The 12,077-nt window shown below is 72.2% G+C and carries 8 protein-coding genes and 1 tRNA gene; 3 read left to right on the forward strand and 6 right to left on the reverse strand.

Annotated features, from left to right (window positions below; genetic code table 11):
* Positions 1-8: 8 nt before the first annotated feature.
* From ACZ60Q_RS03855 to ACZ60Q_RS03870, 4 genes are all read right to left on the reverse strand, one after another.
* Positions 9-1,502 (reverse strand): Cys-Gln thioester bond-forming surface protein, encoded by a 1,494-nt coding sequence (locus ACZ60Q_RS03855; RefSeq protein ID WP_469627855.1) that lies wholly within the window; start codon positions 1,500-1,502, stop codon positions 9-11.
* Between the two features lie 188 nt (positions 1,503-1,690).
* Entirely contained in the window at positions 1,691-2,152 is a 462-nt protein-coding gene (locus ACZ60Q_RS03860) for a single-stranded DNA-binding protein (protein ID WP_469627858.1), read from the reverse strand.
* 133 nt (positions 2,153-2,285) lie between these two features.
* Positions 2,286-4,229, reverse strand: a complete 1,944-nt coding sequence (locus ACZ60Q_RS03865) for a YfjP family GTPase (RefSeq protein WP_469627861.1) — start codon at positions 4,227-4,229, stop codon at positions 2,286-2,288.
* Entirely contained in the window at positions 4,226-5,869 is a 1,644-nt protein-coding gene (locus tag ACZ60Q_RS03870; protein ID WP_469627864.1) for an ATP-binding protein, read from the reverse strand. The genes ACZ60Q_RS03865 and ACZ60Q_RS03870 overlap by 4 nt, the downstream gene beginning before the upstream one ends.
* A 306-nt stretch (positions 5,870-6,175) precedes the next feature.
* Here ACZ60Q_RS03870 and ACZ60Q_RS03875 point away from each other — a divergent pair.
* The 3 genes from ACZ60Q_RS03875 to ACZ60Q_RS03885 all read left to right on the forward strand — a co-directional run bounded on the left by ACZ60Q_RS03875 (position 6,176) and on the right by ACZ60Q_RS03885 (position 9,519).
* Positions 6,176-6,251, forward strand: a tRNA-Arg gene (locus ACZ60Q_RS03875).
* A gap of 406 nt (positions 6,252-6,657) precedes the next feature.
* Entirely contained in the window at positions 6,658-7,779 is a 1,122-nt protein-coding gene (locus ACZ60Q_RS03880) for a Fic family protein (protein ID WP_469627867.1), read from the forward strand.
* A gap of 864 nt (positions 7,780-8,643) precedes the next feature.
* Entirely contained in the window at positions 8,644-9,519 is an 876-nt protein-coding gene (locus ACZ60Q_RS03885; RefSeq protein WP_469627870.1) for a peptidoglycan-binding protein, read from the forward strand.
* A 283-nt stretch (positions 9,520-9,802) separates the two neighbouring features.
* Here ACZ60Q_RS03885 and ACZ60Q_RS03890 read toward each other — a convergent pair whose 3' ends face one another.
* Positions 9,803-10,258 (reverse strand): anthrone oxygenase family protein, encoded by a 456-nt coding sequence (locus ACZ60Q_RS03890; protein ID WP_469627873.1) that lies wholly within the window; start codon positions 10,256-10,258, stop codon positions 9,803-9,805.
* A 113-nt stretch (positions 10,259-10,371) separates the two neighbouring features.
* A complete protein-coding gene (locus ACZ60Q_RS03895) occupies positions 10,372-12,051 on the reverse strand; it encodes a vWA domain-containing protein (RefSeq protein WP_469627876.1) in 1,680 nt (559 codons plus the stop codon).
* Positions 12,052-12,077 lie beyond the last annotated feature (26 nt).

Below are 12,077 nucleotides of genomic sequence, written 5' to 3' on the forward strand. Positions count from 1 at the left end.
GCGATCTTTCACTCGCCGTCGGTGTGCGGTCCCTTCCGGCGGAGGAGGAAGACCGCACCGCCGCCCACGACGAGCAGTCCGATGGCGACCGCGGCGAGCATCGGGGTGGCGCTGGAGCCGCCGGTCTCGGCGAGGTCGCCCTCCAGCCCCGATGTGACGGAGCCGGTCGTGGCCGGGACGGACTGCTGGGCACTCCGCGTGCCGATGCCGTTGCCGGCCTCACCCTCCCCCTCGCCCTCGCGGTCCAGGACGCTGCCGCTGGTGGCGCAGTCCAGCACCCCGGTGAAGGTCCTGGCGAATCCGGCGGAGCCGGTGATGGTGAAGTCGTACGCCTGGTCCTCGGCGACGGGGACCGTCACCGTGCGGGTGGCCCCGGCGGCGATGGAGTGCTCGGTTCCGGCCAGCTCGAAGGTGAACGGCTCGTCGCCCCGGTTGGCGGCCGTGATGTCCACTCCGCCCGCGGCGCAGTTCTTCCGCGCGGTCAGTGCGGGGGCGGCGCCCTGCTCGGCCCAGGTGGCGACGGCCCGGGCGGAGACCGTGGACTCGCTGGAGCCGGCCAGGATCTGGGTCTGGGTGCGGCCGGTCCCGGCGAGGGTCCGGCCGACCGGCACGGAGGTGGTGGCGTGGACGGCCAGGGAGGCGGTGCCGTCGGCGGTGTCCTTCGGCACGGCGAAGTAGAGCCGGTCCCCGTCCGCCGCGTCGGTGACGGGGACGCCCTTCTCGTCCGTGACCGCGATGCCGCTGGCCGCCGCGTCCACCGGGGGTGACACCGAGACCTGGTTGGCGGCGGTGCGGACGGTGACGGGGCCGAGCCGCTCACCGGCCCGGCCGGATACGGCGCCCGGCTCCAGGGTCAGCGAGGCCCGGGGCTCCTGCGTCTTGCGCGCGTTGCGGTGCAGCCAGTCGGCGAGCTTCTCCGCCTGCTGGTCCGACGCGGTGACATCGGCGTTGTCCGAGTAACGCCAGATGGCGACCTGGGTCCCGGCGGCGGCGGTCCGCTCGGTCAGCGGACCGGTGCCGGCCGCGTCGGCGAGCGCGGCCAGGTCATCGACCTGGGGGTAGGAGTGCTGGAGGATCCAGCGGATCTTCCCCGCGTTCCGGTTGCCGCCCAGCGAGGTCTCGGCCCAGGGGGTCTCCAGGTACCTCGCCTGGTCCTGGGTGGGGTTGTGGAGGTCGATGCAGTAGGTCTTGAGCTTGCCGCCGCCGTCCACGGTCATCTCGAACAGTCCGGCGGGCAGTTCCTGGGTCCGGTCGGGCGCCCCGTTCTTCCCCGCGATGCGGAGCACGGCGCTGTCGAAGGTCTTCAGCCCGTCGAGCACCGCGGCCGCGCCGCCGTGGTGCCGGCCCGGGTCGTCGGCCGCCGCTGGTCCGGCTCCGAGGAGTGCGGCAGCCGCGACGAGACCGGAGAGCAGCAGCGCGGCGACCGGGCGGCGGATCCCGCGGCCGGGGGGCGCCCCTGTCGTGCCGGACGACGCAGCGGACGCTGAAGACGCAGAAAACACAGAATTCCCCTCCGGGCGAGACACTCGCGCATGGTGCGCGTGTGGGGAATGCCTCGCCAGCAGACCCAAGTGACCCGTGAGCACTGGGAATCCTAAAGAACGGGCGAAGGGCGGTCCCCCGTACTGCCCTTGCCCAACCATTCCGAATCGGAATCGTTATCGCGCGCCGCCGTCCCCGACCAGCCTTTTCAGGACACCGCCGCCATTGAGCCGACGTGCTCCCGCTGTTCCGGCGACTCCCGCGCATCGCCGTCCGTGACGCGTTCCCGACGCTCCGTCAGAACGGGTTCCGCTCTGACCACCCGGCGGAAGGCGGCCGTTCCCCGGCTCAGGTCGTGGCCGACGGCGACGGCCTCGACATCGACGAACGTCCGGCGTTGACCGGCCTGTTCCTCCTCACGGATCTTCAACCGACCGTGCACGACCAGGGGTTCTCCGACCGAGACGGAACCGGCCAGATTCGCGGCGAGCGTCCGCCAGGACCAGACGGTGTAGAAACTGGTGCGGCCGTCGGCCCAGTGCTGTTTCTCCCGGTCCCAGCGCCGCGGAGTCACGGCGAAACGAAATCGCGCCATTCCACCGGTGGCCGTCTCGCGGAACTCCACCGCCGTCGCGGCGTTACCCACCAGGGTCACCAAGGTCTCGTTCATTTCCCGCCCCGCTTTCCTTGTCGTACCGGATCCACCGCTCGTACCGCATCGCACCGCTCGTACCTCTCCGTACGCCGGTGAGGTGCGGACTCCATCGTGGACGCCGGGCGGGAATCGCGTCGGGGCCTGTGGACTACCGGCCGGTTGTGGAAAACTCCGTCACCGTCACGTACCGCTCGCGCACTTCCCGGTAGCGCGCCAGCTCGGCGGCGACCGGATCCAGGACCCTGGCCCGGCCGCACCCGGCGGCCGCCTCGCGCAGCCGCCGTTCGGCGTCCTGCCCGTACCGCCGGGCCGGTCCCCGGATGGCCGCGGCGCAGGACCACTCCACGAGCGGGCCGCCGACGACTCCGGCCAGCATGATGAGCGCGGGAGTGAGGAGCCCCGGCTCCAGGACGCCGATGATCTGGCCGACCAGCCACAGGCCGCCGAAGATCTGGAGGAGCGTCATCGACGCCTGGGCCAGCACCGCGGCCGGCCACCACTTCGGCCGCGGCGGCTTGACGGGCCGGCCGCCGGGCAGGGACCCGACCGGAGCTCCGGTCGAGGCTCCGAACGGCGTGCCGATCAGGGCTCCGGTGACGGCGCTCTGCCCCGTCTGTGTCCCGGCGCCCCGCTTGGACGCTCCGGGGGCGCCCGCCCTCACCGCCAGCTCGTCCAGCGCCTCGGGCAGCCCCTTCGCCCCGTTGAACGCGGCTTCGCGCACCGCCTGCGCCCAGGGGCCCGGCAGCCCGTCGGTGGCGCCGTCCGCGACGATCCGCACCGCCTGCTCGACCCGCTGCCGGGCCGTCAGTTCCTCCTCGGGCGGGGTGAGCGCCTGGCCCATCCGGTCCAGGCTGCCGGGCAGGCCGCGGTTCTCGTACCAGCGCCAGAGCCGCAGCCACGGCGTCCCGCAGGCCCGCCCGGCGTTCCTGCGCCACTCCCGCTCGGCGGCCTGTCCGGTGGCCGCCGCGCCGACGGCCTCGGCCAGCCGGTCGGTGAACTCGTCGCGGGCCCGCTCGCCGAGTCCGGGCCGCCCCTCGGCCACGTAGACCGGGCGCAGCCGCGCCGCCGCCGCGTCGATATCGGCGGAGAGGCGGCGGGTGGCGGCCGTGCGGTCCTGGACGAAGCGGCCGATCATCTCGCGGAGTTCGGGCACCCCGTCGCCGGTGAGGGCGGACAGGGACATGACGGTGGCGCCGGGTTCGCCGTGCTCGCCGAGCGCGATGCCGTCCTCGTCGAGGAGGCGGCGCAGGTCGTCGAGTACGAGGTCGGCCGCCTCGCCGGGCAGCCGGTCGGTCTGGTTGAGGACGACGAAGGTGACCTCGGCGTGTCCGGCGAGCGGGCGCAGATAGCGCTCGTGGAGGGCCGCGTCGGCGTACTTCTCCGGGTCGACGACCCAGATCACCGCGTCGACCAGGGCCAGGACCCGGTCCACCTGGTCGCGGTGTTCGGTGGCCGCCGAGTCGTGGTCGGGCAGATCGACCAGGACGAGCCCCTGGAGCGCCTCGTCGAAGGCGGCGGGCCCGGGGTGGGGCCTGCGCCGCAGTCGGCCGGGGACGGCGAGGCGGTCCAGCAGGCCGGCGGCCCCGTCGGTCCAACTGCACGCGATGGGCTGGGAGGTGGTGGGCCGGCGCAGCCCGGTGTCGGAGATCGGGGCGCCGGCGAGCGCGTTGAACAGGGTCGACTTCCCGCTCCCGGTGGCTCCCGCGATGGCGATGACCGTGTGTCGCGAGGAGAGCCGCTGCCGGGCGGCGGCCTCGTCCAGCACGCGGCCCGCCTCGGCGAGGGTGTCCCGGTCGAGCCGGGCGCGGGAGAGCCCGACGAGCTCGCGCAGGGCGTCGAGCCGGGGCGGCAGTGGCCCGCCGGAGGGGATGTACGCCTCGACCTGCGGTTCGGCGTCGTCCTCGGCGGACGCCCGGGGCGTGGCTTCTGCGGCCTCACGGTCCTCGGCCACCGCCGCGCGCCGGGCGATGAGCCCGTCGTCCCAGCGCCCGTCCCTGCCCCTGCCCGACACCTCCCGGTCCGACTTCCCACCGCCACCGTCGCTGTTGTAGCTGTTGCTGTTGCCTTGGTCCTTGTCCGTGACGGCGGTCATCGCTGCCACCTCTCCTTCTGCAGTACGGAAAGCGCGGCGATCAGTTCGGCCTGGGGTTCGGGGGCGACGTCGAGTGCGTCGAGCGGGGCGAGGCGGCGGTCGCGTTCGGCGCCGAGGACCTGGTCGAGGTAGGTCGTCAGCAGCTCACCCCCCTTGTCGCGGAGGCGCAGCGCGCCCTGGGCGCCGACGCGCTCGGCGAGCTGCTCCCCCGCCGCACGGGCGCGCCGCCCGCCGAGGAGGGCGGCCGCGAGCACCGCGGCGACGGTCTCGGACGCCGGCGCCACGTTGCGTTCGAGGCGGCGCACCTCCTCCTCGGCGAGTTCCTCCAGGACCCGCCGCCATCGGCGTACGGCGACGGAGATCCGCCCTTCGATGTCCTCGGCGGGCCCCCAGCCCCCGGCCTCCCGCCCGGCGTCCTCGAACCGGAACAGGCCTCCGGCGGGCTCGCGGCGCCACTGGGTACGGATCTGCTCGTCGGCGGCGGAGACCGAGCACTGGAGCAGGGCCACCAGGCTGTCGACGAGGGATTCGAGGAGTTCCTCGGGCGAGCTGTAGAGCGGGTAGCCGCGCCACCGGGTCCGCGCGTCCCCGGAGAGCACGGCGCCGCTCTGGAGACGGCGCCGGATCCGGGCGGCCTCCTTGCCGTACGCGTCCTGGACCACCCCGGTCAGCCGTACGGAGGCGGCGTACTGGGCGGCGACAGCGGAGGCCAGTGAGGGCATCCGCACGTTGAGGGACTGGATGACGCCGGAGGCGGTGCGCGCCACCGCCTGCTGCCGGGCGGCGGGGTCCTGGGCCCGGTGGGCGAGCCAGGCGCGCAGCGGGGCGACGGCGGTGGTGGGGAGCAGTCCGCTGCCGCCGCCCGCGGACTCGGGCAGCTCCGGGATGGTGAACCGGGGTACGTCCCCGAGTCCGGCCCGGGTCAGCAGCGCCGCGTACTGCCGGGACACCTCGGCGATCACCTGGTGGGGCACCCGGTCGAGGACGGTGACCAGTGCCGCGTCGTACTCCTTCGCGGTACGCAGCAGATGCCAGGGCACGGCGTCGGCGTAGCGGGAGGCGGTGGTGACCATCACCCAGACGTCGGCGGCGCAGATGAGTTCGGCGGCGAGGACCCGGTTGCGTACGACGAGCGAGTCGATGTCCGGGGCGTCCAGGAGGGCGAGCCCGCGGGGCAGGCTCATAGCTGTCTCCACGCGCAGCGCGGTCTCCCCGTCCTCTCCCCGGGCGGCGAGGTCGTCCAGCCCGTCCGGGTCGGGCGTCTGACCCGGCGGCAGCCAGATCCGGGTCAGCTGGGGAAGCACCCGCACTCCGGCGAACCAGTGGTGGTCGTCCGGGTGACAGACCAGCACCGGGGTCCGCGTGGTGGGCCGCAGCACCCCGGCCTCGCTGACCCGGCATCCCACCAGCGAGTTGACCAGGGTGGACTTCCCGGCCCCGGTGGATCCGCCGATCACGGCGAGCAGGGGCGCCTCGGGGTCCTTGAGGCGTGGCAGGAGGTAGTCGTCGAGCTGGGCGAGGAGTTCGACCCTGGTCTGCCGGGCGCGTTCGGCCCCCGGCAGGGGCAGTGGAAGACGCACGGCGGCGACACGGTCGCGCAGGGCGGAAAGTGCGTCGATGAGCTGAGGCCGTACGTCCATGGTCACCACATGCGAAGAATGCCCAATTTTGGATCCTTTTTGAAGCGTATAGACCCCTCTGCGCGGCGGTTCCACCCTCTGGACAGAGTCGGGACAGAGGGGACGAGTAGGACGGGGGCATAACGAGTGCACAACACCCGGCGCGAGGGGAGCGAAAACCGGTGCAGGAATCGCACCTACCTGCGATTATCGGTTCGCTTCACCGAACCTCCACATCGTGCCACGCAGGTGAAGCAACCGGGTCCAGGGGATCGGAGCCCTATCCTTGTCCCGGCACGGCCACGGAACCACCGATCAGGACTCCCGGCCCCCGTAGCTCAGTGGATAGAGCAGGCGCCTTCTAAGCGCTTGGCCGCAGGTTCGAGTCCTGCCGGGGGCGCCACGTTTTAGCAGGTCAGATGCCGTCCCAGCCCGCCGCAAGATCGCTTGCGGCGGGCGCCCTGCCATCCGGAACGGTTGACTGGCTCAGCTTTGGGGCTAATTTTTGAGACTACGGCTCACATGTGCCCCCCGAAGAACACCCGCCCCACCCTTGGAGGACCGAGGGGAGAAGTGGCCGGTCAGCGCACCCCTGACGGCGCGTCGACTCCACAGGGGGAGGCGCTTTCGCGGCATTCCGTTCGGGTCGGCCACCGCTACCCCCTGGGCGGCCACGACCGGAGGAACCCGGAAGCCCTCCTTGGGGCCTCTACAGCCGGCCTCGCGGGCGGTGGTTCCACTCCCGCCAGCTGCTTGACTTTTTGACACAATCATTGTGTCATCGATTTATGCTGTACGCGACTCCCTCCTTGAGCACAGAGGACCTGCGCACCCTCGATGAGATCGAAGCCATGCGTCGTGCCCTGCGCCACCTGCTCCGGGCCACCCCGCGCTGGACCCAGCAGCTGCGCCGCAATCTCACCGCCCGGGCGATCGTTGGTTCGAACACCATCGAGGGATACGCCGCGACGGTCGACGACGTGGAAGCCCTCATGTCCGGCGAGGAACCGCTGGAGACCGGGGAGAAGACGCGCGCCGAGCTGGAGGGCTACCAGCGCGGCATGACCTACATCCAGGCCCTCGCCAACGCTGGTGACGACTTCCGCTACGACGCCGGCCTGCTCAACGGCCTGCACTTCATGCTCCAGGGCCACCACCTCGACAAGCGCCCCGGACGCTGGCGCGACGGACCTGTCTACGTCACCAGCCCCGACGACCCCTTGGTCCCCGCCTACACCGCGCCGGACCAAGCGGGCGTTCCCGCTCTGATGTCGGAGTTCATCGACTGGCTCAATGAGGGCGACCTCGACGCGCCCGTCCACGTCCGCGCATCCATGGCCCACCTCAACCTCGTCAAGATCCACCCATGGAAGGACGGCAACGGGCGCATGTCCCGCGCCCTGTCGACCCTCGTGTTCTCCCGCGAGGCACTGATGCCGCCCGAATTCGCGTCCATCGAGGAATGGCTCGGCCGAGGACAGAACACCTACGCCTACTACCAGATTCTGGAGGACGTGGGCGGCCCCCGCTGGAGCCCCGAGCGGGACACCCGGCCCTGGATCCGATTCTGCCTGACCGCCCACCATCGCCAGGCCCAGCAGGCCCAGCGCCGCTTCGACGTCATGTCGCGAGCCTGGACCCGCCTGGTCGAAGGCGTCGAATCGGCCGGCCTGGACGAACGGGTCGTCTACGCCCTGCTGCCCGCGTTCTCGGACGCGAAGGTGCGCCGCACCGTCTACCAGCAGGACGCCGGCCTCAGCGACCAGCAGGCCATCCGCGACATCCGGGAGCTCGTCGCCCGCGGCTGGCTCGCCCCCCACGGCAAGGCCCGGGCCCGCTACTACGCCCCTGGCCCCCTCATGGACCCGGTCCGGGACGAGGTCCGCCAGTCCATGGAGCCGTACACGGACCCCTACCGGCGAGAGCGGTGACCAGCCCACCCTGGCGACTACGCCGCCAGGGTGGCCGAGGCGTCCTGCAACTTGTCGAGCCGCCACCGCAGATCCTCACCGGCTCCACCTCCATGATCCCACCACCAGTCGGCTGGCAAGTTCGTCCCACACGTACCCGCCAGAACAGTTGACGATGCGTCACTGAACGACAGAAGGTCAGGTCAGGTCAGGTCGGTACGGATACGACTGGACCGAGTGCCTTCCCAGCGTTTGGCCGCAGGGTTCCAGTCCTGCCGGGGGCACACCGACCGCACGACCGTGAGGCCCTCCGCGCTGGAGGGCCTTTCGTCGGTCAGGGGGACGCCGGCGAGCGCGGCGTGATAGCGGCGTAGGCAACGGAGGGCCGCGCACGGGCGGCCCGGCGGTCGAAGGTCATCGCGGTCATCGCCCCGTCACGGCAGAAGGCGGGACCGACAGCCGCGTACGGCGGCGGGAGCAGTTCGGTCCGCGCCCGGCCGTACCGAGGGAACGCGGCCCCGGCCCGCTCCCCGGGAAGGGAGTGACGTCGGCGTGCGGAGGGGGCGCGGCGGGGTTGCGGCCGGTGGTGGCGCAGCGCGGCCCGCGGCACGGGGCACGGCCTCGGGAGGACTCGGCGCCCTCCGTATCGGGCAGGAGTTCGGGCACGGCTCAACCTTCCGTCCGGCAGGACGTTCGGCAGGGCGTGGGAGCGGGCAAATCGATCGGGTGGGCCCGAGGGCGGAATCCCCGCCGCAGGGCGCTCCCGACCGTCCCGTCACCCGGCGGGCGTACGCGGCTCCGTGCCGCCGCCCACCCGCCGGTCCCGCCGACCCCACACCGAAGCGCCCGCGTGAACTACGCACCATCAGGGAAAGGAGCGCCGCGATGGCGACGCCGCTGTCCGCAGCCAGGCTGCTCAAAGCCCTCCGCGACGAAGGCCTCCACGTCGTCGAACACCGGAGCTGGCGTACCAACAACCGCAACCACAAAGGCCCCTGGGGTCCGACGCACGGCGTGATGATCCATCACACCGTCACCTCGGGCACCGCGTCCTCGGTCGAACTCTGCTACAACGGCCACTCAGCCCTGCCCGGCCCGCTCTGCCACGGGGTCATCGCCAAGGACGGCACCGTGTACCTCGTGGGGAACGGGCGGGCCAACCACGCCGGTCTCGGTGACGACGACGTCCTGCGCGCCGTCGTCGCGGAGAAGGCGCTGCCCTCGGACAATGAGGCCAACACCGACGGCAACCGGCACTTCTACGGATTCGAGTGCGTCAACCTCGGTGACGGCAAGGATCCCTGGCCGGCTGCCCAGCTGCTGGCGATCGAGCGGGCCGCCGCCGCCGTCTGCCGGACGCACGGCTGGTCGCAACGGTCGGTGATCGGGCACCTGGAGTGGCAGCCGGGAAAGGTCGATCCGCGCGGGTTCACCATGAACTCGATGCGCACGCGGATCGGCAAGCGGCTGGGCGACTCCCCGGACGGGCCGTCCGATCCGCCGCCGAAGCCGACGTACGAGCCGTTCCCGGGGGCCGCGTTCTTCAAGGTCGGCCGCAACAGCGCGGTCGTCACCGCGATGGGAAAGCGCCTGGTGGCCGAGGGCTGCGGCCGGTACACGGTGGGTCCCGGCCCGGCCTGGTCCGAGGCCGACCGGAAGTCCTACGCCGCCTGGCAGCGGAAGCTGGGCTACACGGGCGGCGACGCGGACGGCGTTCCCGGCAAAAGCAGTTGGGACCGGCTCAAGGTGCCCAACGTGTGACGGCGGCGCGTCCGGCTCCTCCCCTCTCCGCCGGAGGCAAAGGAGCCGGACGGTGCGGATGGAGGCGGCAGCCCACCAGGCTGACCTCCCTGCGGGCCGAGGCGGCGCTGCGTCTGTACGAGCGGTCCGGCCGGCGGCGGGCCGACGCGCCCGTGCCCGGCGCGGCCGCCCTCGTGGTGCTGCTCGGCCCCCGCCATCCGCGGCGGGCAAAGGCGGGGGCCCGGTAACTCCCCGCCCGGGCAACGAAGGAGATCGGGCGCCCAGCCCGTGTACGGGGCGCGCCCTACAGCGCGACGGCCAGCAGGACGCACGCCACCAGGTTGAACGCGGTACGCACCCGGTGGAGTGCGTTCCAGCGGGATTCGAAGGCCGCGCGGGCCGCGCTGTCGTCGCCGCCCTCGGAGGCGGCGAGGGCGTTGTTGAGCGGGATGTTCCCGACCACGGTCACCAGGTGGCCGGCGACCACGCAGATCAGCGCACCCAGGATGGCGGGCCCCGCCACCTCGCCGTGCTCGCCGAGGCCGGTGAGGAACGCGGCGGCGGGCAGCGCGACGACGCCGAGGAACAGGACCAGGAAGACCGGGCCGGGAACCTTCTCGTTGAAACGGCGCATGGCCGCCGTGAACTGCTCGTCCGTCAGGTCGGTGAGGCCGGGCATGATCGCGATCAGGAACGTCAGCATGAAGCCCGCGTAGAGACCGTTGACGATCGTGGCCAGCACCAGGAAGAGGGAGGTCATGGCGGAATCATGACCCGGAACGGCGGTTCACAGGGCCCATTTTCGAATGACCGTGCGAACCGTTTCGGCCCGGGTGACCCTCGGCCCGCCCGGCCCTCCCGGCCCGCTCCGTCTCAGCCGATCTCGCCCTCGCCCTGTTCCGGCTCGTCATCCGCTCCCGATCCGCCCTCGATCCGGTCCGCCTGTCCGATGGCCTCGGCCAGCTTCGTGACCGAACGGTCCTCGGTCGTCTCCGCCAGCCCGGCGGCCCGGGAGGCGAGTTCAGCGAGGCCGGGCGCGCCGGGCAGGTCGCCGCCCCGCAGGTGATCGGCGAGATAGGCGGCCACGGCTGCTACTTGGAGCCGGTCACCCTCGCCGCCCCACAGGGACTCGCCGATCGCCCCGGTCGTCGCGGTGCCCGTCTCCTCCTGGGGCTTGCGGGTCTTGGGGTCGAGCCAGCGCACGGTGGCCCTGGCCACGGTGCCGGACGTGCCCCCGCGCAGCCGTACGGCGTACAGAGCGGTCACCGTGTGGCCGGGGCCGACCTCGCCGCCGTCGACGCTGTCGTCGCGGAAGTCCTCGTCGGCGACCTTGCGGTTCTCGTAGCCGATCAGCCGGAACTGCTTCACGGTCTTCCGGTCGAACGCCACCTGGGCCTTGGCGTCGCGGGCCCGGATCTCCAGGTGGGCGGGCAGCTGGTCGACGAAGACCTTGCGGGCCGCTTCCTCGTCACCGACGTACGTGGTGTTCCCGTCGCCCTTGTTGGTGAGCCGCTCCATGAACGCGTCGCCGTAGTCGCTGCCGACGCCGACACCGAAGAGGGTGATGCCGTACTCCCGGCGGGCGGAGTCGATCTTCTCCAGGATCCCGTCGGCGTTGGTGTCTCCGGTGTTGGCCAGTGCGTCGGAGAGGAGCACGACACGGTTGGTGGCGCCCTCGCGGTGGCCCTCGACCGACTCCTCGTAGCCGAGGGTGATGCCCGCCTCGACGTTGGTGGACTGCGCCGGCCGCATCTCCTCCACCGCGTTCCTGATCCGGCTCCGGTTGCCCTTGAGGCGGGTCATCGGCAGCCGGGTCTCGGCCTCGTCGCTGAAGGTGACCAGGGAGATGGAGTCGTCGTCGCGCAGTTCGTCGGTGAGGATCGTCAGGGACTTCTTCACCAGGTCCAAGCGCCCGGTTTTGGCCATGGACCCCGAGATGTCGACGACGAACGTGAGCGCCGCGGACGGCCGTTCAGCGGTCGACGGGGCTGCCTCGGTGGCCAGGCCGACGCGGAGCAGCGACCAGTCGGAGGCTCCGCTGCCACCGCCCCCGCCCTTCCCGGGACCGATGCGCGCCCCGTCGACGTTCACCGAGAAGCCGGGGCCCTTCGGCCGTTCGTATCCCTGGCGGAAGCTGTTGACGAACTCCTCGGGGCGTATGTCCTCCGGGGCGGGCAGCGTGCCGTCGCCGAGGGTGCGGCGCGCGTAGCCGTAGCTCGCGGTGTCCACGTCCAGGGCGAAGGTGGAGAGGTAGTCGGGTGGCGCGACGTCCTGTCTGCTCTCGTCCCCGGACTCTCCCGTCGGTGCGACCGACCGCCCCTTCTCGGGCGCAGCCGGGACCGGCGCGGGCTGTCCGCCGCCGGTCGATCCCTGGCCGTCGCGCGTATCCGAACTCAGTTCGCGCTTGCCGCCCGAGGCACCGTCGCCGCTGCCGCACGCGGTGAGCACCAGGGCGCCCGCCAGAAGAAGCGCCACGGCTCCCGCCCGGCCCACCGCCCTGGCTTCTGCCCTGCCTTCTGCCCGCTTCTCGTGCCGTCGGCCGACCTGATGCATGCGTAACCCCCACGTCGTCACGGTGT

It is taken from the genome of Streptomyces sp. NPDC104313, from assembly GCF_055583985.1.

What these genes read in the sequence shown, in the direction of transcription:
- ACZ60Q_RS03860 (WP_469627858.1), bottom strand. Translation starts at nt 2,152, where the DNA reads ATGAACGAGACCTTGGTGACCCTGGTGGGTAACGCCGCGACGGCGGTG.
- ACZ60Q_RS03865 (WP_469627861.1), bottom strand. Translation starts at nt 4,229, where the DNA reads ATGACCGCCGTCACGGACAAGGACCAAGGCAACAGCAACAGCTACAAC.
- ACZ60Q_RS03870 (WP_469627864.1), bottom strand. Translation starts at nt 5,869, where the DNA reads ATGGACGTACGGCCTCAGCTCATCGACGCACTTTCCGCCCTGCGCGAC.
- ACZ60Q_RS03885 (WP_469627870.1), top strand. Translation starts at nt 8,644, where the DNA reads ATGGCGACGCCGCTGTCCGCAGCCAGGCTGCTCAAAGCCCTCCGCGAC.
- ACZ60Q_RS03890 (WP_469627873.1), bottom strand. Translation starts at nt 10,258, where the DNA reads ATGACCTCCCTCTTCCTGGTGCTGGCCACGATCGTCAACGGTCTCTAC.
- ACZ60Q_RS03895 (WP_469627876.1), bottom strand. Translation starts at nt 12,051, where the DNA reads ATGCATCAGGTCGGCCGACGGCACGAGAAGCGGGCAGAAGGCAGGGCA.